The sequence below is a fragment of the Streptomyces sp. NPDC023723 genome (genome assembly GCF_040639815.1).
Classification (GTDB): Bacteria; Actinomycetota; Actinomycetes; order Streptomycetales; family Streptomycetaceae; genus Streptomyces.
In genome coordinates this window covers 252,670-272,475 of record NZ_JBFAAP010000003.1, presented here as the reverse complement: position 1 = coordinate 272,475, position 19,806 = coordinate 252,670, and the positions used below count along the sequence as shown (strand labels likewise).

At 68.9% G+C, this 19,806-nt stretch carries 18 protein-coding genes; 9 read left to right on the top strand and 9 right to left on the bottom strand.

The window, feature by feature from the left end; all coding sequences use genetic code 11:
• Positions 1-11: 11 nt before the first annotated feature.
• Positions 12-1,217 (bottom strand): MFS transporter, encoded by a 1,206-nt coding sequence (locus tag AB0G32_RS06270; RefSeq protein WP_361158875.1) that lies wholly within the window; start codon positions 1,215-1,217, stop codon positions 12-14.
• A gap of 140 nt (positions 1,218-1,357) precedes the next feature.
• On the opposite strand from AB0G32_RS06270, the gene AB0G32_RS06265 reads away from it, so the two are divergent.
• Together AB0G32_RS06265 and AB0G32_RS06260 are read left to right on the top strand one after the other, a co-directional pair.
• Entirely contained in the window at positions 1,358-1,822 is a 465-nt protein-coding gene (locus AB0G32_RS06265; protein ID WP_361158873.1) for a MarR family transcriptional regulator, read from the top strand.
• A 41-nt stretch (positions 1,823-1,863) separates the two neighbouring features.
• Positions 1,864-2,316, top strand: a complete 453-nt coding sequence (locus tag AB0G32_RS06260; RefSeq protein WP_361158870.1) for a GNAT family N-acetyltransferase — start codon at positions 1,864-1,866, stop codon at positions 2,314-2,316.
• 55 nt (positions 2,317-2,371) lie between these two features.
• On the opposite strand, the gene AB0G32_RS06255 is transcribed toward AB0G32_RS06260, so the two are convergent.
• Complete coding sequence (locus AB0G32_RS06255) at positions 2,372-3,757, bottom strand: serine hydrolase domain-containing protein (RefSeq protein WP_361158867.1); 1,386 nt, start codon at positions 3,755-3,757, stop codon at positions 2,372-2,374.
• A 67-nt stretch (positions 3,758-3,824) separates the two neighbouring features.
• Positions 3,825-5,303 carry a replicative DNA helicase gene (dnaB, locus tag AB0G32_RS06250; protein WP_361158865.1) on the bottom strand — a complete coding sequence of 493 codons (1,479 nt, stop codon included), beginning with the start codon at positions 5,301-5,303 and terminating at the stop codon, positions 3,825-3,827.
• A gap of 458 nt (positions 5,304-5,761) precedes the next feature.
• On the opposite strand from dnaB, the gene AB0G32_RS06245 reads away from it, so the two are divergent.
• Positions 5,762-7,099, top strand: a complete 1,338-nt coding sequence (locus AB0G32_RS06245) for an MATE family efflux transporter (RefSeq protein ID WP_361158862.1) — start codon at positions 5,762-5,764, stop codon at positions 7,097-7,099.
• Between the two features lie 104 nt (positions 7,100-7,203).
• On the opposite strand, the gene rplI is transcribed toward AB0G32_RS06245, so the two are convergent.
• The 4 genes from rplI to rpsF form a co-directional block, all read right to left on the bottom strand.
• On the bottom strand, positions 7,204-7,650 hold the full coding sequence (gene rplI, locus AB0G32_RS06240) for a 50S ribosomal protein L9 (RefSeq protein ID WP_361158860.1): 447 nt from the start codon (positions 7,648-7,650) through the stop codon (positions 7,204-7,206).
• A gap of 18 nt (positions 7,651-7,668) precedes the next feature.
• Positions 7,669-7,905 (bottom strand): 30S ribosomal protein S18, encoded by a 237-nt coding sequence (rpsR, locus tag AB0G32_RS06235; protein ID WP_003949403.1) that lies wholly within the window; start codon positions 7,903-7,905, stop codon positions 7,669-7,671.
• A gap of 72 nt (positions 7,906-7,977) precedes the next feature.
• Complete coding sequence (locus AB0G32_RS06230) at positions 7,978-8,580, bottom strand: single-stranded DNA-binding protein (protein ID WP_361158858.1); 603 nt, start codon at positions 8,578-8,580, stop codon at positions 7,978-7,980.
• A gap of 75 nt (positions 8,581-8,655) precedes the next feature.
• Positions 8,656-8,946: a 30S ribosomal protein S6 gene (gene rpsF / locus AB0G32_RS06225; RefSeq protein WP_215169684.1), complete on the bottom strand. Its 291-nt coding sequence runs from the start codon at positions 8,944-8,946 to the stop codon at positions 8,656-8,658.
• 232 nt (positions 8,947-9,178) lie between these two features.
• Between rpsF and AB0G32_RS06220 the strand changes: the two genes are divergently transcribed.
• From AB0G32_RS06220 to AB0G32_RS06210, 3 genes are all read left to right on the top strand, one after another.
• Entirely contained in the window at positions 9,179-9,493 is a 315-nt protein-coding gene (locus tag AB0G32_RS06220) for a hypothetical protein (protein ID WP_361158855.1), read from the top strand.
• Positions 9,494-9,658: 165 nt separating this feature from the next.
• On the top strand, positions 9,659-10,780 hold the full coding sequence (femX, locus tag AB0G32_RS06215) for a peptidoglycan bridge formation glycyltransferase FemX (protein WP_361158853.1): 1,122 nt from the start codon (positions 9,659-9,661) through the stop codon (positions 10,778-10,780).
• Between the two features lie 62 nt (positions 10,781-10,842).
• Complete coding sequence (locus tag AB0G32_RS06210; RefSeq protein ID WP_361158850.1) at positions 10,843-11,874, top strand: alanine racemase; 1,032 nt, start codon at positions 10,843-10,845, stop codon at positions 11,872-11,874.
• Between the two features lie 89 nt (positions 11,875-11,963).
• Here AB0G32_RS06210 and AB0G32_RS06205 read toward each other — a convergent pair whose 3' ends face one another.
• Together AB0G32_RS06205 and AB0G32_RS06200 are read right to left on the bottom strand one after the other, a co-directional pair.
• Positions 11,964-13,469 (bottom strand): glycosyltransferase 87 family protein, encoded by a 1,506-nt coding sequence (locus AB0G32_RS06205; RefSeq protein ID WP_361158847.1) that lies wholly within the window; start codon positions 13,467-13,469, stop codon positions 11,964-11,966.
• 131 nt (positions 13,470-13,600) lie between these two features.
• A complete protein-coding gene (locus tag AB0G32_RS06200; protein ID WP_361158844.1) occupies positions 13,601-16,270 on the bottom strand; it encodes a transglycosylase domain-containing protein in 2,670 nt (889 codons plus the stop codon).
• A gap of 362 nt (positions 16,271-16,632) precedes the next feature.
• Here AB0G32_RS06200 and AB0G32_RS06195 point away from each other — a divergent pair, with 362 nt between their 5' ends.
• From AB0G32_RS06195 to AB0G32_RS06185, 3 genes are all read left to right on the top strand, one after another.
• On the top strand, positions 16,633-17,310 hold the full coding sequence (locus AB0G32_RS06195) for a helix-turn-helix transcriptional regulator (protein WP_361158841.1): 678 nt from the start codon (positions 16,633-16,635) through the stop codon (positions 17,308-17,310).
• A gap of 44 nt (positions 17,311-17,354) precedes the next feature.
• Entirely contained in the window at positions 17,355-18,437 is a 1,083-nt protein-coding gene (locus AB0G32_RS06190) for an inositol-3-phosphate synthase (RefSeq protein ID WP_361158839.1), read from the top strand.
• A gap of 79 nt (positions 18,438-18,516) precedes the next feature.
• On the top strand, positions 18,517-19,779 hold the full coding sequence (locus tag AB0G32_RS06185; RefSeq protein ID WP_361158838.1) for an MFS transporter: 1,263 nt from the start codon (positions 18,517-18,519) through the stop codon (positions 19,777-19,779).
• Positions 19,780-19,806: the final 27 nt, after the last annotated feature.

The window sequence follows — 19,806 nt, the reverse complement described above, 5'->3', positions numbered from 1 at the left end:
GTCCGAGGCGTTCAGTGCACGGCCGTCCGCCGGCCGGCCGGCCGGGAGTCCGTGACGACGGTGCCGGTACCACCGGCCCGCCGTTCGAGGGCGGCCGAGACGAAGGCGAGGACCAGGGCGGCCGCGGCCAGGACGGCTCCCACCCAGTTCGGGGCGGTGTAGCCGAGTCCGGCGGCGATGACGAGACCGCCGAGCCAGGCGGACAGGGCGTTGCCCAGGTTGAAGGCACCGATGTTCACGGCCGAGGCCAGGGTCGGGGCTCCGTGGGCGTGGTCGAGGACCCGCTTCTGGAGCGGCGGAACGGTCGCGAAGCCGAAGGCACCGATCAGCACGACGGTCACGGCCGCCGCGGCCTCGTTGTGCGCGGTCAGCGTAAACAGTGCCAGCACCACGGCCAGGGCGCTCAGCGACACGTACAGCAGCGGCATCGTGGCCCGGTCGGCCAGTCGGCCGCCGACGAGGTTGCCGCCGACCATGCCGAGTCCGAAGAGCACCAGCAGCCAGGTGACGGAGGCGTCGGCGAAGCCCGCCACCTGGGTCATCATCGGCGCGATGTAGGTGATGGCCGCGAAGACTCCGCCGAACCCGAGGACGGTCATCGCCATCGCGAGCAGCACCTGGACGTTTCGGAAGGCGGCCAGTTCGTGCCGGAGCCGTACGCCCTCGGGCTTCGGCAGATCGGGGACCAGCCTGGCGATGCCGGCCAGGCCAACGACGCCGAGCGCGGCGACGAGACCGAAGGTGACCCGCCAGCCGAGGGACTGACCGACGAGGGTGCCCAGCGGGACACCGACCACGTTGGCGACGGTCAGCCCGGTGAACATCATGGCGATGGCCCCGGCCTTCCTGCCGGGCGCCACGAGCTCGGCGGCGACCACCGAACCGATACCGAAGAAGGCGCCGTGGGCGAGTGAGGCCACCACTCGGCCGATCAGCATGACGGAAAAGGCGGGCGCGAGGGCGGACAGCAGGTTGCCGACCACGAACAGCGCCATCAGCAGCATCAGCATCCGTTTGCGGGGGATCCTGGTACCGAGCACGGTCATCAACGGCGCGCCGAGCATGACGCCCAGCGCGTAGCCGGTCACCAGGAACCCGGCGGTGGGGATGGAGACTCCGTAGTCGGCGGCGACCTCGGGCAGCAGCCCCATGATCACGAACTCGGTCGTCCCGATCCCGAAGGCCCCGATCGCCAGGGCGAGAAGCGCGAGCGGCATGGGCGGGTACACCTTCCCAGAGATTGCAGGAGCATGTTGAACGCGCCAACAATAGTTGCAAACGCTGGATAAGCGCAAAAGCAGGCTATTGCATTTCTGGTCTACCCTTGTCTCAGCCGGTCCGGGACGGAGGAAACGCCATGACAGCGACAGACCCCTCGCTCACCGCCCTCGCCCAGGGCTGGTGCGCCCTCTCCCTGCTCCACGGGAGGATCGAGACCCACATCGAGCGCGCCCTACAGGCCGGCCACGGCCTCAGCGTGCGCGAGTACTCCCTGCTCGACGTACTCAGCCGACAGCACGACGGTGACGGAGGACATCTCCAGATGAAGCAGGTCGCCGACGCGGTGGTACTCAGCCAGAGCGCCACCACCCGCCTGGTGACCCGGCTCGAGGACCGCGGTCTGCTGGAGCGCTACCTGTGCCCCACCGACCGACGCGGCATCTACACCAACGTCACCGAGGACGGTCTGAAGCTGCTGGAGCAGGCCCGGCCCACCAACCGGACCGCGCTGCGCGAAGCCCTGGACGAGGCGGCGCAGAACCCCGACATCGCTCCGCTGGTCCGGGTCATCGAGACACTGAAGTCACCGGTCCCCGCCTGAACCCGTTCAGCCGCCCGCGCTCCCTGCGTAAGGTGCGGATCATGGCAGATCTTGAGATACGGCCGGCTGTCGCGGAGGACCTCTCGGCGATCGTGGCGATGCTGGCCGACGACCCACTGGGTGCCCAGCGCGAGTCACCCGACGACCTGACTCCGTACCTGGCCGCTTTCGAGCGGCTTCGCACCGACCCGAACCAACAGCTCGTCGCCGCCGTCCGTCAGAGCAGGCTCGTGGGCACGCTCCAGTTGACCGTCGTCCCCGGCCTGTCCCGGCGCGGTGCGACCCGGTCGATCATCGAGGCCGTGCGCATCCACGCCGACGAGCGCGGCAGCGGCCTGGGCACCCGGCTCATCGAGTGGGCGATCGACGAGTCCAGGCGTCTCGGCTGCGGCATGGTGCAGCTGACCTCCGATGCCAGCCGCACCGATGCCCACCGCTTCTACCAGCGGCTCGGCTTCGCGGCATCGCACGTGGGCTTCAAGCTCCAGCTCTGACCAGTGGCCGGGTCTGCCCTGTTTCACGTGAAACAGGGCAGACCCGGCCATGACCTCAGCCGATCCCCCGCCAGCCCTCCGGGTCCACCCCGCCCGGCACCGGAGCGTCCTGGTCGTACGGCTGCCGGGTGAAGACGAACGACCCCAGGTCCAGATGGCTCACGCTGCCGTCCGGGCGCCGCACGGCCCGCAGCAGCTCACCGGCGTAGTAGCCCTCCAGGCCACGCCAGGTGCCGTCGCCGTTCGGCCGGAACCGCGAACGCCGCCCGCCGCCCGCCAACGGCTCCAGGGAGACACCTCCTTCGGCGACGAGCCGCAGCACGAAGGCGTTCGTCCCCCAGTACCACGGCCCGGCCAACTCCAGCACGGACGGGTCGACCTCCGGCAGCGGCCGCCACGGTTCGGGAATCCGCGGCTCGGCCTCCGCGACGATACGGACCAGATCGGCACCGACCGCGGAGAGCCGCGGGCCGGAGGTGCAGTTGGCCAGGACCACCGCCGCGACGTCGTCCTCGACCGCGACGGTCAGGTTGGCCACAAACCCCGGCAGCGAACCGGAATGTCCCACCAGCAGCCGTCCATCCCGGTGCTGGATCTGTAGCCCGAGGCCGTACGTCGCACCGTCCACGACATCCGCCGCCTCGGCGGGTGCCGCGGGCGCCCGCATCTCGCGCACGCTCTGCGCGCTCAGCACCTTGTCGTCCCCGTGCGCCAGGAACGCGGCGAACCGTGCCAGATTCCCGGCCGTGGACCAGAGCTGGCCGGCCGGCGCCATCCGCCCGAGATCCTCGGCCGGCTCGGGCAGCAGCACGTCCGCCCACGGATGCACCGCCCAGCCGCCCGCGTGCGGCGGCCGGGGACGTGTACTCGTACGCGTCAGCCCCAGCGGTTCCAGCACCTCCCGCCGCAGGACGTCCTCCCACGACGCCCCGCGCACCTCCTCGACCAGCGCGCCGAGCAGGGTGTACCCGGGGTTCGAGTAGTGGTGCCGGCGTCCCACCGGGTGCAGGAAGGGCCGCTCGCCCAGCACATCGGCGAGTTCGGGACGCAGCGAGCCAGGGGTCCGCTCCCACCACGGCGCCGGCGACTCGGCCGCCAGGCCCCCGGTGTGCGCGAGCAGCCCGGCGATCGTGGCCTCCCCCGCCCCGGTGCCCGGCAGATGCTTCTCCAGCACATCGCCCAGATCCAGCAGACCCTCGTCCCGCAGGCGCAGCACGAGCACAGCCGTGAAGGTCTTGGTGATCGACCCGATCCGGTACTGCACATCCGCGTCCGGGCCGTGTCCGTCCACCGAGGTCCGCGCACCGTGCCAGACGGCCCGCCCGCCTCGGACGACCGCGGCGGTCAGCGACGGCGCACGCCCCGCGGCCTGGGCCACGGCGATCCGGTGCAGCAGCGCACGCCGGGTGGCGGGCAGCAGTTCTTCATGAGGTGACGTCATGTCACCAGTCCACCCCGCCCGGACTTCCCGCGTCGAACCCATTCACTCCCGGGCGCACCGCCCCGGATCAGGTCTGCGCCATGTCCACGAAACGCGAGTAGTGCCCCTGGAAGGCGACCGTGATCGTCGCGGTCGGGCCGTTTCGGTGCTTGGCGACGATCAGGTCGGCCTCGCCCGCGCGCGGGGACTCCTTCTCGTAGGCGTCCTCGCGATGCAGCAGGATGACCATGTCGGCGTCCTGCTCGATGGAACCGGACTCACGCAGGTCGGAGACCATCGGCTTCTTGTCCGTGCGCTGCTCGGGGCCACGGTTGAGCTGCGAGAGCGCGATGACCGGGATCTCCAGCTCCTTGGCCAGCAGCTTGAGGTTACGGGACATGTCCGAGACCTCCTGCTGACGGGACTCGGCCCGCTTGGAGCCGCCGGACTGCATCAGCTGGAGGTAGTCGATGACCACCAGCTTCAGGTCGTTGCGCTGCTTGAGGCGGCGGCACTTGGCTCGGATCTCCATCATCGACAGGTTCGGGGAGTCGTCGATGTAGAGCGGCGCGGCCGAGACGTCCGGCATCCGGCGGGCCAGCCGCGTCCAGTCGTCGTCGGTCATCGTGCCCGACCGCATGTGGTGCAGAGCGACGCGGGCCTCGGCGGACAGCAGTCGCATCGCGATCTCGTTGCGCCCCATCTCCAGCGAGAAGACGACGCTGGGCAGGTTGTGCTTGATCGACGCGGCCCGCGCGAAGTCCAGCGCGAGCGTCGACTTGCCCATCGCGGGGCGGGCCGCGATGACGATCATCTGCCCTGGATGCAGCCCGTTGGTCAGCGAGTCGAAGTCGGTGAACCCGGTGGGCACGCCGGTCATCTCACCGCTGCGTGAGCCGATCGCCTCGATCTCGTCGAGCGCGCCCTCCATGATGTCGCCGAGCGGCAGATAGTCCTCGCTGGTGCGCTGCTCGGTGACCGCGTAGATCTCCGCCTGCGCCCGGTTGACGATCTCGTCGACGTCGTCGTCGGCCGCGTATCCCATCTGGGTGATCCGCGTGCCCGCCTCGACCAGACGGCGCAGGACCGCGCGTTCATGGACGATCTCGGCGTAGTGCGGCGCGTTCGCGGCCGTCGGCACGGTCTGGACGAGGGTGTGCAGATACGACGCCCCGCCCACCTTGTTGATCTCGCCGCGCTTGGTCAGTTCGGCGGAGATCGTGATGGGGTCGGCGGGCTCGCCCTTGGCGTAGACGTCGAGGATCGCCTGGTAGATGGTCTCGTGGGCGGGCTTGTAGAAGTCGTGGCCCTTGAGGATCTCCACCACGTCGGCGATGGCGTCCTTGGACAGCAGCATGCCGCCCAGCACCGACTGCTCGGCATCGAGGTCCTGCGGGGGCACCCGCTCGAACGCCGGGCCCGCGCCGTCCCAGACACCGCCGTCCCGGCCGCGCTCGTGCTGGTCGTCCCGGCCGCGCGGGCCATCACCGCGGCGGCGGGAAGCGGGCAGACGATCGCTTGGGCCGCTGTCGGCCCACGGCTCGTCCAAGGGCTCGGAAATACTCACCGAGCCACCTCCTCCCGTCCGCGGTGCGGACCTCACCGTGCCCGTCATTTCTACGGCACGGCACTGACAAATAAGAGGCCCAACTCCGCTTCCGGCGCGACGGATTTATGCCGTTTCGCGAACCGGCGGACAGAGCGGGCGCCGGACCACCGTAGGCCCCTCCGCACCGTCAGCCAATCTGGTTATCCACAGGCCATGTGGACGACGGGCCAGATGCTGTGGAGAACTCCGCGAAACCTGTGCACGACCCGGTGGACAGCCCTGTGAACAAGCCCTCGCCACCCCCGACAACTGGGCCGTGACCAGCCGTTTCACCGTCCACCGGCTGTGCAGAAGAAAAACTTGCCCGGTCGGACCAAGATCAATGGGGACGGTACCCCGATATCCACACCCGGGAGAGTAAGTAAGGGTCACAAACGCTTTGCATCTCTTACCTGTGGAAGATTAGATTGGTGCTCATGACACAGGCCCCCGCGCGCTCCCGCCCCAGCCGGGCCCGGCACGACCGAGAGATCATCGCGCTGGCCGTACCGGCCTTCGGCGCGCTCGTCGCCGAGCCGCTCTTCGTCCTGGCCGACAGTGCGATCGTCGGCCATCTCGGCACCGCGCAACTCGCCGGCCTGGGCGTCGCCTCGGCCCTCCTGACCACCGCCGTCAGCGTCTTCGTCTTCCTCGCCTACGCCACCACCGCGGCCGTCTCCCGCCGCGTCGGCGCGGACGATCTCCCGTCCGCCATCCGGCAGGGCATGGACGGCATCTGGCTCGCCCTGCTCCTGGGCGCGGCCGTCATCGCCGTCGTCCTGCCCACGGCACCGTTCCTCGTGGAACTCTTCGGTGCCTCCGACACCGCGGCCCCCTACGCCACCACCTACCTGCGCATCTCCTCGCTCGGCATCCCCGCCATGCTCGTCGTGCTCGCGGCGACCGGTGTCCTGCGCGGCCTGCAGAACACCCGCACCCCCCTGTACGTCGCCGTCGGAGGCTTCGTCGCGAACGCCGCCCTCAACGCCGGACTGGTCTACGGCGTCGGCCTCGGCATCGCGGGTTCGGCCTGGGGCACGGTCATCGCCCAGTGCGGCATGGCTGCCGTCTATCTCGTCGTCGTGGTCCGCGGAGCGCGCAGACACGGCGCCTCGCTGCGACCGGACCTCGCCGGGATCAGGGCCTCCGCCCAGGCCGGCGTACCGCTGCTGGTCCGTACGCTCTCCCTGCGGGCGATCCTGATGATCACCACAGCGGTCGCGGCCCGTCTCGGCGACGCCGACATCGCGGCGCACCAGATCATCCTGTCCCTGTGGAGTTTGCTGGCCTTCGCTCTCGACGCCATCGCCATCGCCGGCCAGGCCATCATCGGCCGCTATCTGGGAGCCGGTGACGGACAGGGGGCCCGGAACGTCTGCCGCCGCATGGTGCAGTGGGGCATCGCGGTCGGGATAGCCCTCGGGGTGCTGGTCCTAGTCACCCGGCCGGCCTTCCTGCCCCTGTTCACCGGTGACTCCTCGGTCAAGGACGCGGCCCTGCCCGCGCTGGCGGTCGTGGCCCTGTCCCAGCCGATCTGCGGCATCGTCTTCGTCCTGGACGGAGTCCTGATGGGTGCGGGCGACGGCCCGTACCTGGCCTGGGCGATGCTGGTCACCCTGGCGGTCTTCACCCCGGTGGCGCTGCTGGTCCCGGTCTTCGGCGGAGGACTCACCGCCCTGTGGGCGGCCATGACGCTGATGATGACCGTCCGCCTGATCACCCTGTGGCTGCGGACCCGCTCCGGCCGCTGGGTCGTGACGGGCGCCACCCGTTGACCGTTTCACGTGAAACACCCGCTGTGCCGTCTTAGGCACACGGGGAGGGGGCCGCGTCCCGAAGGACACGGCCCCCTCACTTACCGCTCAAGCGGGTACGGCACTCAGGCCGCGACCACCTCGAGGTTGACCTTGGCGTCGACCTCGGGGTGCAGACGCACGGACGTCGCGTGGGCGCCCAGCGTCTTGATCGGCGAGCCGACCTCGATGCGGCGCTTGTCGACCTCGGGGCCACCGGCAGCCTTGATCGCCGAGGCGATGTCGGCCTGGGTGACGGAACCGAAGAGCCGACCGGCGTCGCCGGCGCGGACGGCCAGGCGGACCTTGACGCCCTCGAGCTGGGCCTTCACCTGGTTGGCCTGCTCGATGGTCTGGATCTCGTGGATCTTGCGAGCACGACGGATCTGCTCGACGTCCTTCTCGCCGCCCTTGGTCCAGCGGATCGCGAACTTCCGCGGGATCAGGTAGTTACGGGCGTAACCGTCCTTGACGTCGACGACGTCGCCCGCGGCACCGAGGCCGGAGACCTCGTGGGTGAGGATGATCTTCATGTGTCGGTCACCCTTCCCTTATCGCGCGGTGGAGGTGTAGGGCAGCAGCGCCATCTCACGGCTGTTCTTCACGGCCGTGGCGACGTCACGCTGGTGCTGGGTGCAGTTGCCGGTCACGCGGCGGGCACGGATCTTGCCGCGGTCGGAAATGAACTTCCGCAGCATGTTCGTGTCCTTGTAGTCCACGTACGTGACCTTGTCCTTGCAGAAAGCGCAGACCTTCTTCTTCGGCTTGCGCACAGGCGGCTTCGCCATGGTGATTCTCCTGTGTGATCAAGAAGTGTGGGTACGAACCCGTCCCTGGAGGACGTCCCTGGAAGGGGCGCCCTAGAAGGGGGGCTCGTCCGAGTAGCCGCCGCCGGCACCGCCGCCGCCGGAGTTTCCACCCCAGCCGCCGCCACCGCCGCCGCCCTGCTGGCCACCGGCGGGAGCGCCGGTCGCCCACGGGTCGTCGGCCGGAGCGCCGCCGCCCTGCTGACCGCCGCCGGGGCCGCCGCCCCAGCCGCCGCCACCCTGGGCGCCGCCGCCACCGCCGCCGTAACCGCCCTGGCCGCCGCGGCCCTGGCCCGAGGTCTTGGTGACCTTGGCCGTGGCACTGCGCAGGCTGGCGCCGACCTCGTCGACGTCCAGCTCGTAGACCGTGCGCTTGACGCCCTCACGGTCCTCGTAGGACCGCTGCTTCAGCCGGCCCTGCACGATGACGCGCATGCCTCGCTGGAGCGACTCCGCGACGTTCTCCGCCGCCTGGCGCCAGACCGAGCAGGTGAGGAAGAGGCTCTCGCCGTCCTTCCACTCATTGGTCTGACGGTCGAAGGTGCGGGGAGTGGACGCGACACGGAACTTCGCGACGGCCGCACCGGAGGGGGTGAAGCGCAGCTCGGGGTCGTCGACAAGATTGCCGACGACCGTGATGACGGTCTCGCCTGCCATGGGGGAACCTCTCGGCGGGTTTGCTGCTGGCTGCTTGTGCTGCTACTCGAATCCCGGACCGGCTGAGCGGGAGGCTCAGTGGGTCTCGGGACGGAGGACCTTGGTCCGGAGGACCGACTCGTTCAGGTTCATCTGGCGGTCGAGCTCCTTGACGACCGCAGGCTCGGCCTGCAGGTCGATGACCGAGTAGATGCCCTCGGGCTTCTTCTTGATCTCGTACGAGAGACGACGACGGCCCCAGGTGTCGACCTTCTCGACCTTTCCGCCGCCGTCACGGACGACAGACAGGAAGTTCTCGATCAGCGGAGAGACAGCGCGCTCCTCGACATCGGGGTCGAGGATGACCATCACCTCGTAGTGACGCATGTGGAACCCACCTCCTTTGGACTCAGCGGCCACGGTCGTTCCGTGGCAGGAGGGTTGTGATGCGTTCGCCTCGGTACCTGTCAGGGAAACAGTCGCTGAGCAGACACCGGTGCAGACGGTACACAGTACCCGCACACCGGCTTCCGGTTGAAATCCGGCCGCAGAGGCAGACAATCTGTACACAAAGGGTGTGCCAGGCGCTACGATGCGCCGCTTCTCGCAGGAGGTGCCCATGGCACAGGTAATGCGAACCGACACCGCCGGTGGCCTCTTCGCCACGGACGGCAAGCCCCACCCGCTCCAGGACGCCCTCATGGCCGTGACCCTGGTGCTGGGCGTCCTGGCCTTCATCACCGGGTTCTTCCACCATCTGCACCTGCTCAGCTCCTGGGCCGGCCTGATCGGCCTCCTCACCGGCGCCTACGGCCAGTGGGTCTCGATCACCACCCGGGAACGCTTCGGGCTGATCGTGGGCATGGGCGCCGCGGGTGTCGGCCTCCTCCTGGGCATGGCGCACGGCGGCCTGTTCGGCGGCGTCATCGACTGACGCCGGGAACACTCCGGGCGAACGGCGGGTGACGCTCCGGTCCCGGCCGGGCCGGAGCGAAGGAGCCGTGGGCCCAGTCGGGGCGGGCCGCGGGCGCAGTAGGCTTCGCGCGAGAGCCGGAGCCCCTGTACCCATGGGGACACACCAGCCCGAGGAGCGCCCCGAATGAGCCTGACCCTGAGGACCATCAGCCGCGAGCAGCATCTGGCGTACATCCAGAGCCTGCCGTCGGCGAGTCACATGCAGGTCCCGGCATGGGCAGACGTCAAGGCGGAGTGGCGTTCGGAGAACCTCGGCTGGTTCGACGACCGGACCGGCGAGCTGGTCGGCGCGGGCCTGGTCCTCTACCGCCAGCTGCCCAAGATCAAGCGCTACCTCGCGTACCTGCCCGAGGGCCCGGTCATCAACTGGTTCGCGCCGAATCTCCAGGAGTGGATGGAGCCGATGCTGGCGCATCTCAAGCGCCAGGGTGCCTTTTCGGTCAAGATGGGCCCGCCGGTGATCATCCGCCGCTGGGAGGCGGCGTCCATCAAGAAGGGCATCCAGGACCCGGACGTCAAGCGCCTGCGCGACATCGAGGCCGACTTCATCGAGCCGCGCGCCTTCGAGGTGGCCGACAAGCTGCGCAAGATGGGCTGGCAGCAGGGCGAGGACGGCGGCGCCGGCTTCGGTGACGTCCAGCCCCGCTACGTCTTCCAGGTGCCGCTGGCCAACCGGTCCCTGGAAGAGGTCCACAAGAACTTCAACCAGCTGTGGCGCCGCAACATCAAGAAGGCCGAGAAGGCCGGCGTCGAGGTGGTCCAGGGCGGTTACCACGACCTGGAGGAGTGGCAGCGGCTGTACGAGATCACCGCCGTGCGCGACCACTTCCGGCCCCGCCCGCTCTCCTACTTCCAGCGCATGTGGTCGGCCCTCAACAGCGAGGACCCCAACCGCATGCGGCTGTACTTCGCCCGCCACAACGGCGTGAACCTGTCGGCGGCGACGATGCTGGTCGTCGGCGGGCACGTCTGGTACTCCTACGGCGCCTCCGACAACATCGGGCGCGAGGTCCGGCCCTCCAACGCCATGCAGTGGACGATGCTGCGCGACGCCTACGCGCTCGGCGCCACCGTCTACGACCTGCGCGGCATCTCCGACTCCCTGGACGAGACGGACCACCTCTTCGGTCTGATCCAGTTCAAGGTCGGCACCGGCGGCGAGGCCGGTGAGTACCTCGGCGAGTGGGACTTCCCGCTCAACAAGCTGCTCCACAAGGCACTCGACCTCTACATGTCGCGTCGCTGACGCCCCGCTCTCCCGTCCCCCTCTGCCCCATCGCAGCCACGAGAAAGGTCCCAGGTCCGGCCATGGCGCTCACGCTCTACGTCGACACCGCGCGCTGGCGGGCGCATCACAAGCACGTGCAGGAGCAGTTCCCCGGTCTGGTCCCGGTCTGCAAGGGCAACGGCTACGGCTTCGGGCACGAGCGGCTGGCGGAGGAGGCCACCCGGCTCGGTTCTGACGTACTGGCCGTCGGTACGACGTACGAGGCCGCCCGGATCAAGGACTTCTTCGGCGGCGACCTGCTGGTGCTGACGCCGTACCGGCGCGGCGAGGAGCCCGTGCCGCTGCCCGACCGGGTCATCCGCTCGGTGTCCTCGATCGACGGGGTCTACGGCCTGGTCGGCGCCCGCGTGGTGATCGAGGTGATGTCCTCGATGAAGCGGCACGGCATCAGCGAGCAGGAACTGCCTCAGCTGCACGCCGCCATCGAGAACGTCCGGCTGGAGGGCTTCGCCATCCACCTGCCGCTGGACCGCACCGACGGCTCGGACGCCGTCGAGGAGGTCATCGGCTGGATGGACCGGCTGCGCGCGGCCCGGCTGCCGCTGCACACCATGTTCGTCAGCCACCTCAAGGCCGAGGAACTGGCCCGGCTCCAGCAGCAGTTCCCGCAGACCCGCTTCCGCGCCCGGATCGGCACCCGGCTGTGGCTGGGGGACCACGACGCCACCGAGTACCGCGGAGCCGTCCTGGACGTCACCCGGGTGGTCAAGGGCGAGCGCTTCGGCTACCGGCAGCAGAAGGCGGCCTCGGACGGCTTCCTGGTGGTCGTGGCCGGCGGCACGTCGCACGGCGTAGGACTGGAGGCGCCGAAGGCCCTGCACGGTGTGATGCCGCGCGCCAAGGGCGTCGCCCGGGCGGGTCTGGCCACGGTCAACCGGAACCTGTCGCCGTTCGTGTGGGGTGACAAGCAGCGCTGGTTCGCCGAGCCGCCGCACATGCAGGTCTCGATCCTGTTCGTGCCCTCGGACGCGCCGGAGCCGAAGGTCGGGGACGAGCTGGTGGCCCATCTGCGGCACACCACGACGCAGTTCGACCGGATCCTCGACCGCTGAGGGACCGGCCCGGCGACGAAAAGGCCGTACCCGGATCGCCGGGTACGGCCTTCTGCGTACGGGGACGGCCCGGTCACCCGGCCGTTCACTCAGAGCGAACCGTCGTCCCGTCGCTCGGTGCCCCACTCCACGTGCTGGCCCTCGTGGTCCTCCGCGTCCCGTGAGGGACGCGCCGCGCGGGCGAGGGCGAAAACGTCGGGGGCACCGTCGAGCACCCCGCCGGAGGGATCGTCGTCGCCGGCCCTGCGCACCGGGTCGCGGTCCGGCATGAGGATGTCGCGGACGACCATCACGCAGAGGTAGAGGGTGCCCAGCAGATGCAGTCCGATCGCCCAGTGATAGCCGTCGGTCGGCAGCCCTTTGTGGGCGTCTCCGCTGGTCGTGTACGCGAGGTACATCCAGATGCCCAGGAAGTAGGCCACCTCGCACGCCTGCCAGATCAGGAAGTCCCGCCACTTCGGCCGGGCGAGCACGGCCAGTGGCACCAGCCACAGGACGTACTGCGGTGAGTAGACCTTGTTGGTGAGGATGAAGGCCGCGATGATCAGGAAGGCGAGCTGGGCGAGGCGCGGCCGGCGCGGCGCGGTCAGCGCGAGTGCCGCGATGCCGCCGCAGCACAGCACCATCAGCAGCATGGCCAGGGTGTTGACCGTCTCGGTGCTGAGCGGGTCATCCGAGTTCTGGGCCAGGACCAGCCAGAAGGACCCGAAGTCGACACCTCGTTCCTGGCTGAACGTGTAGAACTTCGACCAGCCGTCGAAGGCGAAGAGCATCACCGGCAGGTTCACCACGAGCCAGGCGCCCGCGGCGCCCGCGAGCGCGGTGCCATACTCCCGCCACTTGCCCGCCCGCCAGCACAGCACCAGCAGCGGTCCGAGGATCAAGAACGGGTAGAGCTTGGCGGCCGTGGCCAGCCCCAGCAGGATGCCGAAGGCGAGGGAGCGGCCCCGGGACCACATCAGCATCGCCGCGGCCGTCAGAGCGACGGCCAGCAGGTCCCAGTTGATGGTCGCGGTGAGCGCGAAGGCGGGCGCCAGGGCGATCAGCAGACCGTCCCAGGGACGGCGCGCGTGGGTGCGGGTCACGCAGACCGCGATGACCACGGCGCAGATCATCAGCATGCCCGCGTTGACCATCCAGTACCACTGCTGCTGGTCCTGGAGGTTGTCGCTGCCCGGCGTGAGCCAGGAGGCCACCTCCATGAACACACCGGTCAGCACCGGATACTCCAGGTACTGCATGTCACCGGGGAGCTTGTCGAAGTACGGGACGAGGCCGTCCGCGAACCCGCGTCCGGTGAAGAGGTGCGGGATGTCCGAGTAGCAGGCGTGGGTGTACTGCGAGCTGGCGCCGAAGAACCAGCCGCCGTTGTAGCAGGGCGCCTTCTGGACCAGGCCGAGGGCGAACATGCCGATCGCCACGAGCGCGATCACCCGCGCCGGGGTCCACCAGGACGTGCCGAGCAGGGCGCGGCGGCCGAAGGGGCCGCCGATCAGCTCACTGCCGGCCGCCGCGACCTGATCCTCCTGGGTCGGCCGCACGGGGTCCGACGGGGCGCTCGCTTGCGTCGATTCTGCACTGGGCATGGGGCACATCCTGCCGTACGTACCTCGGAGAACGCCGAGGGCCGCCGCACCAGCTCGGTGCGGCGGCCCTGTTTCACGTGAAACATACGGGTGTTTCACGTGAAACGCCCATGCCGGGCGATCCGGCGGCTATCTGTAGGTCATCCGAAGATGCCGCCGTTCTGATTGCCTCTTGAGTTACCGGTCTCTTCGGATTCCGTCGCGGATGCCGAGGGGGACTCGCTGGCGTCGCCGTCTCCCTCGTCGCCCGTCTCGGTACCGCCGTCCGACCCTTCCTCGCAGTCCCAGTCCCAGACTCCACAGGTCTCGCTGGTGGTCGGCGACGGCGAAGTCTCCTCCTGAGTCTCCGACTGCGTGGGAGACGCCGACGGGCTCTTCGACTCCTCCTCCTCGGTCTCGGTGACCGAGGGGGACGCGGACGGCGAAGGCTCGTCATTGACGACCTCACCGATCTCCTCCGGCTTGGGGAACTTCACCACCGGCTCGCCCTTCAGGGCGTCCTCCATGTAGTCCTTGAAGATCTCGGACGGGAACGAGGCGCCGTGAATCTCTTTCTCGCCACCGGTCCCGTACATCTCCAGGAACGTACGGTTCTTGACGGTCTCGTCGTCCGGGTAACGGAACATGCTGATCGCGGTCGAGAGCTGCGGGGTGTAACCGACGAACCAGGCCGACTTGTTGCCGTCGGTCGTACCGGTCTTGCCCGCCACCTCGCGGCCCTCGAGCTGGGCGTTGGTACCCGTGCCCTTCTCCACGACGGTCTTCAGGACGTCCGTGACGTTGTCCGCGACCTTGGCGGTGAACGCCTGCTTGGTCTCGACCTTGTGCGTGAAGATCGTGCCGTCCTTGTCCGTCACCTTGGTCACGGAGAAGGGGTCACGCTGCTTGCCGCTGGTCGCGAAGGTGGCGTAGGAGCCGGCCATCCGGATCGCGCTCGGGTCGGAGATACCGATGGAGAACGAGGGGAACGTGGTGCCGGCCAGGCTGTCCTCCAACAGACCGGCCTTGAGCGCGGAGTCCTTCACCTTGTCCAGGCCGACGTCCATGCCCAGCTGAACGAAAGCGGAGTTGATCGACTCCCGCATCGCCTCGCGCAGGTCGATCATGAAGTCCGGCGCCTCACCGGCGGAGGCGTTGGCTTCGCCGTCGTTGGTCTGGAGCCACTCCTCGCCCTTCTCGTTCTGCCAGACGCTCCCGTCGTAGTTCTTGACCTTCCACTCGTTCTTGCCGCTGTACAGGCTCTTCGGCGAGACCACGGTGCGTTCGTCCTCCGACTGGACCTCGCCGAGGTCCGGGTCCCGCACGCCGTAGGTCATGGCGGACGCGAGCACGAACGGCTTGAACGTCGAACCGACCTGCGCACCGGTCACATCGGCGTTGTCGGTGAAGTGCGTGGTCGCGTCCGCACCGCCGTAGATCGCCTCGATGGCGCCGGTCTCGGGGTTCACCGAAGCACCGCCGAACTGGACGTCGGTGTCCGTCTCGGGGCGCTTCTTCGGGTCGATGTTCTCCTTGTAGACCTTGGTGACCGCCTTCTCGAGCTCCGTGACCTTCTTCTTGTCGAAGGTGGTGTAGATCGAGTAGCCGCCCTGCTCCAGCTGGTTGGTGGTGACCACGTCGTTCTTGACCAAGGACGACTTGGCCAGGTCGACCAGGTAACCGATCTGACCGCTGAGCTGGGTGTTCGACCGCGGGTTCTGCCACTCGGGCAGCTTGGTGTACTTCGCGCGCTCGGTCGCGCCGAGGTGCCCGTACTCGACCATCTTGTCGAGGGTGTCCTGCATCTGGAGCAGGGCCCGCTTCTGGTTGGCCTCCGGCGTGGCGGCCGAGTCGATGGAGGTCGATCCGGCCGGGTCGTAGTAGGTCGCGCCCTTGAGCATCGCCGCGAGGAACGCGCACTCCCCGGGGTTCAGCTTCTCGGAGTCCTTGTCGAAGTACGCCCGTGACGCCGCCTGGATGCCCCAGGCACCGCGGCCGTAGTAGGCGGAGTTGAGGTAGCCCGCGAGGATGTCGTCCTTGTCGAGCTGACTGCCCACCTTGATCGAGACGAAGATCTCCTTCACCTTGCGGGAGATCGTCTGCGACTGGTCGTCCAGCATGGCGTTCTTGACGTACTGCTGGGTGATGGTCGAGCCGCCCTGGGTGTCGCCGCCCTTGGCCATGTTGAACACGGCACGCGCGATGCCCTTGGGGTCGATGCCGCTGTCGTCGTAGAAGGTCTTGTTCTCCTGCGAGATCACGGCGTTCTGCATCGCCTTGGGGATCCGCGAGAGGTCGACGATCTGCCGGTTGCGCTCACCACCGGTGGAAACCATCTGGGTGCCGTCGGCCCAGTAGTAGACGTTGTTCTGCGCTGTGGCGGTCTTGGCCTCGTCGGGGATGCCCACCATGGCGTAGGCGATGCCCGCCGCGGCGACCATGGCGCCGAAGAACCCGACGCACAGGCCGGAGACCAGCTTCCAGGACGGCACCCAGCGGCGCCATCCGTACTTGTCGAAGCGCGGATAGTCGACGATCCGCTTCTTGCCGGGTGCCGGCGACCGGCCGCGCCCAGGTGGTCCCGCGCGCCGGCCCGCGCGGCCGGGTTCGGCCGCTCTGCGACGGCCACCACCACTGCGCTGCGCCGCACGCCGGGCCTCGGCACGGCTTCCGTGCTGTTCCTCACCTCCCGGCGCGTACGAGCCGGACGGAGACTCTGTGGCGCCCCGCGGTGCCGCGCGGCGGCCGGAGGACGAACCGGACTGGCCGCGTCGGGCCGCGGCACGTCCGCCTCCCTGCGGCTGCGGCGGTTTGCGACGGTGCTCGCTCATCGAACGACTACTCCTCGGGCAGGCGCACCATTGCGCGCCTGGCAACGGCGGCTGGTTTCCGGTCCCCCCGAAGTACGGATGCGGCCCCTGCCGTATTCACCCGTACTGCTCCGGGGACAGGGACGCCCCCGGGCATCACTCGGTTCCCGGTGGTCTGCATGGCGCACAGACTACGCACCGGCAAAACCCCTGAGCTCCGAAGTTCACCTCAAATCAGGCAACTTGCTTCCCATGAATCAGCGATGTGATCCCGTTCACGGGTTTCCCTCTTGTCGCGCGGGGGCGGCCGTTCTATCGTCTGGATGTATCGAGTCGATACATCAGCTCGGCATAAGGACCCAGGCGACGAAGAGGAGGCGACGATGAGCCGACGTTCCGGCATCCTCGAGTTCGCCGTCCTCGGGCTGCTCCGCGAGTCCCCGATGCACGGCTATGAGCTGCGCAAACGGCTCAACACATCGCTGGGTGTGTTCCGGGCGTTCAGCTACGGAACGCTGTACCCCTGCCTCAAGACGCTGGTCACCAACGGCTGGTTGATAGAGGAACCGGGGAACACCCCCGAGGCCACCGCCCCTCTGGCAGGACGCCGGGCCAAGATCGTCTACCGGTTGACGGCCGAAGGTAAGGAGCACTTCGAACAGCTCCTGTCGCAGACCGGTCCCGACGCGTACGAGGACGAGACCTTCGCCGCCCGCTTCGCCTTCTTCGGACAGACGTCGCGTGACGTACGCATGCGCGTACTGGAAGGGCGTCGCAGCCGGCTGGAGGAGCGCCTGGAGAAGATGCGCGCTTCGCTGGCGCGCACCCGGGAGCGTCTGGACGACTACACGCTGGAGCTCCAGCGCCACGGCATGGAGTCCGTGGAGCGCGAGGTGCGCTGGCTGAACGAGCTCATCGAGAGTGAGCGGGCGGGACGGGACCTGCGCGGTTCCGGCCCCGAGGGGCCCGCTCAGCAGGACACCACACATGGAACGCCGGGCGGCCTGCCCCGGACCGGGGGACAGCCCCGGCCGGATACGCCCGACGACACCGCCACGTGAGCGCCCGGTCAGGGCCTCACTCGTACACACAGGGAGCAACCGGAATGGGTTCGGTTCGCGTAGCCATCGTCGGTGTGGGCAACTGCGCCGCATCGCTGGTGCAGGGCGTCGAGTACTACAAGGACGCCGACCCGGCGGCCAAGGTGCCGGGCCTGATGCACGTCCAGTTCGGCGACTACCACGTCAGTGACATCGAGTTCGTCGCCGCCTTCGACGTGGACGCCAAGAAGGTCGGCCTGGACCTCGCGGACGCCATCGGCGCCTCCGAGAACAACACCATCAAGATCTGCGACGTGCCGAACAGCGGCGTGCAGGTCCAGCGCGGCCACACCCTCGACGGTCTCGGCAAGTACTACCGCCAGACCATCGAGGAGTCCGCCGAGGAGCCGGTCGACATCGTCCAGGTCCTCAAGGACAAGCAGGTCGACGTCCTGGTCTGCTACCTGCCGGTGGGCTCCGAGGCCGCGGCGAAGTACTACGCCCAGTGCGCCATCGACGCCAAGGTCGCCTTCGTCAACGCCCTCCCGGTCTTCATCGCCGGCACCAAGGAGTGGGCGGACAAGTTCACCGAGGCGGGCGTGCCGATCGTCGGCGACGACATCAAGTCGCAGGTCGGCGCCACCATCACGCACCGCGTCATGGCGAAGCTGTTCGAGGACCGGGGCGTCGTCCTGGACCGCACGATGCAGCTGAACGTCGGCGGCAACATGGACTTCAAGAACATGCTCGAGCGCGAGCGCCTGGAGTCCAAGAAGATCTCCAAGACGCAGGCCGTCACCTCCCAGATCCCCGACCGGGACCTGGGCGCGGACAACGTCCACATCGGCCCATCCGACTACGTGGCCTGGCTGGACGACCGCAAGTGGGCCTACGTCCGCCTCGAGGGCCGTGCCTTCGGTGACGTCCCGCTGAACCTGGAGTACAAGCTCGAGGTCTGGGACTCCCCGAACTCGGCCGGCGTGATCATCGACGCCCTGCGCGCCGCGAAGATCGCCAAGGACCGCGGTATCGGCGGCCCGATCCTGTCGGCGTCGAGCTACTTCATGAAGTCCCCGCCGGTCCAGTACTTCGACGACGAGGCCCGGCAGAACGTCGAGAAGTTCATCGCGGGCGAGGTCGAGCGCTGAGCCGCTCCCGACCGCGAACGGAGGAGGGTCCCCGAGGCAGTACGCCCGGGGACCCTCCCCGTATGTGAGGCTGTGCCTCATGGCCGTCGTCCGTGACCTCCGTGTCCTGCTGCGTCTGAAGGGGTTCCGGCGCCTGCTCGCCGTCCGCCTGCTCTCCCAGGGCGCCGACGGCGTCTACCAGGTCGGGCTCGCCACCTACGTCGTCTTCGCGCCGGAGAAGCAGACCTCCCCCGCCGCGGTCGCCTCCGCGATGGCGGTACTGCTGCTCCCGTATTCCCTGGTCGGTCCCTTCGCCGGCGTCCTGCTGGACCGCTGGCGCCGCCGCCAGGTCTTCCTCTTCGGCAATCTGCTGCGCGCTCTGATGGCCTCGGTGACCGCCCTCCTGATGATCGCCTCGGTCCCGGACTGGCTCTTCTACGTCTCCGCCCTGTGCGTTACCGCCGTCAACCGCTTCGTACTGGCCGGACTGTCCGCCGCGCTGCCCCGGGTGGTCGACGCCGAGCGCCTGGTGATCGCCAACTCGCTCTCCCCGACCGCCGGAACCCTGGCGGCGACAGCCGGTGGCGGTCTCGCCTTCGCCGTCCGCATCGTGGTCGCCGACACCGACGCCGCGGTGGTGGTGCTGGGAGCCGTCCTTTATCTGTGCGGCGCGCTGGCCTCGCTGCGGATGGCGGCCGACCTGCTGGGACCTGACCGGGCGCTGATACGGCCCCGGCTGGCCACCGCTGTCGCCGGTACCGCACGCGACCTGATGGCGGGGGTACGGCACCTCGCCGCACCGGCCCGCCGGGAGGCGGCCTGGTCGCTGGCGGCCATGACGCTGATGCGGTTCTGCTACGGCGCCCTGCTGGTGATGCTGCTGATGCTGTGCCGGTACGCGCTGACCTCCGGTACGGACGAGGGGCTCGCCCTGCTGGGACTGGCGCTGGGCGTCTCCGGCGCCGGCTTCTTCGCGGCGGCGGTCCTCACGCCCTGGACGGCGGGCCGGCTCGGCCCCGGCCGCTGGATGGCCCTGTGCGCCGCGGCCGCCGCGGTCCTGGTGCCCGCACTCGGCCTCCCGTTCGCCACCGCACCACTGATCGCCGCGGCGTTCGTGCTGGGGCTTATCACCCAGGGTTCGAAGATCGCGACCGACACCATCGTGCAGTCCTCGGTCGACGACGCCTTCCGGGGCCGGATCTTCTCCGTCTACGACGTGCTGTTCAACGTCGCCTTCGTGGGTGCCGCCGGGGTCGCCGCCCTCATGCTGCCACCGGACGGCCGCTCGGTACCGCTCGTGATGACCGTGGCTCTGGTCTATGCGGTGGTCGCGGCGGTCATGCTCCGACGCACCCGCCCGTAACGACAGGGGGGCGGTGTTTCACGTGAA

Coding starts and splice junctions, on each gene's coding strand:
- AB0G32_RS06270 (WP_361158875.1), bottom strand. CDS start 1,217: ATGCCGCTCGCGCTTCTCGCCCTGGCGATCGGGGCCTTCGGGATCGGG.
- AB0G32_RS06190 (WP_361158839.1), top strand. CDS start 17,355: ATGGGTTCGGTTCGCGTAGCCATCGTCGGTGTGGGCAACTGCGCCGCA.
- rpsR (WP_003949403.1), bottom strand. CDS start 7,905: ATGGCGAAGCCGCCTGTGCGCAAGCCGAAGAAGAAGGTCTGCGCTTTC.
- AB0G32_RS06185 (WP_361158838.1), top strand. CDS start 18,517: ATGGCCGTCGTCCGTGACCTCCGTGTCCTGCTGCGTCTGAAGGGGTTC.
- AB0G32_RS06255 (WP_361158867.1), bottom strand. CDS start 3,757: ATGACGTCACCTCATGAAGAACTGCTGCCCGCCACCCGGCGTGCGCTG.
- AB0G32_RS06260 (WP_361158870.1), top strand. CDS start 1,864: ATGGCAGATCTTGAGATACGGCCGGCTGTCGCGGAGGACCTCTCGGCG.
- rpsF (WP_215169684.1), bottom strand. CDS start 8,946: ATGCGTCACTACGAGGTGATGGTCATCCTCGACCCCGATGTCGAGGAG.
- AB0G32_RS06210 (WP_361158850.1), top strand. CDS start 10,843: ATGGCGCTCACGCTCTACGTCGACACCGCGCGCTGGCGGGCGCATCAC.
- AB0G32_RS06230 (WP_361158858.1), bottom strand. CDS start 8,580: ATGGCAGGCGAGACCGTCATCACGGTCGTCGGCAATCTTGTCGACGAC.
- AB0G32_RS06200 (WP_361158844.1), bottom strand. CDS start 16,270: ATGAGCGAGCACCGTCGCAAACCGCCGCAGCCGCAGGGAGGCGGACGT.
- femX (WP_361158853.1), top strand. CDS start 9,659: ATGAGCCTGACCCTGAGGACCATCAGCCGCGAGCAGCATCTGGCGTAC.
- AB0G32_RS06195 (WP_361158841.1), top strand. CDS start 16,633: ATGAGCCGACGTTCCGGCATCCTCGAGTTCGCCGTCCTCGGGCTGCTC.
- rplI (WP_361158860.1), bottom strand. CDS start 7,650: ATGAAGATCATCCTCACCCACGAGGTCTCCGGCCTCGGTGCCGCGGGC.
- AB0G32_RS06205 (WP_361158847.1), bottom strand. CDS start 13,469: ATGTGCCCCATGCCCAGTGCAGAATCGACGCAAGCGAGCGCCCCGTCG.
- AB0G32_RS06265 (WP_361158873.1), top strand. CDS start 1,358: ATGACAGCGACAGACCCCTCGCTCACCGCCCTCGCCCAGGGCTGGTGC.
- AB0G32_RS06220 (WP_361158855.1), top strand. CDS start 9,179: ATGGCACAGGTAATGCGAACCGACACCGCCGGTGGCCTCTTCGCCACG.
- AB0G32_RS06245 (WP_361158862.1), top strand. CDS start 5,762: ATGACACAGGCCCCCGCGCGCTCCCGCCCCAGCCGGGCCCGGCACGAC.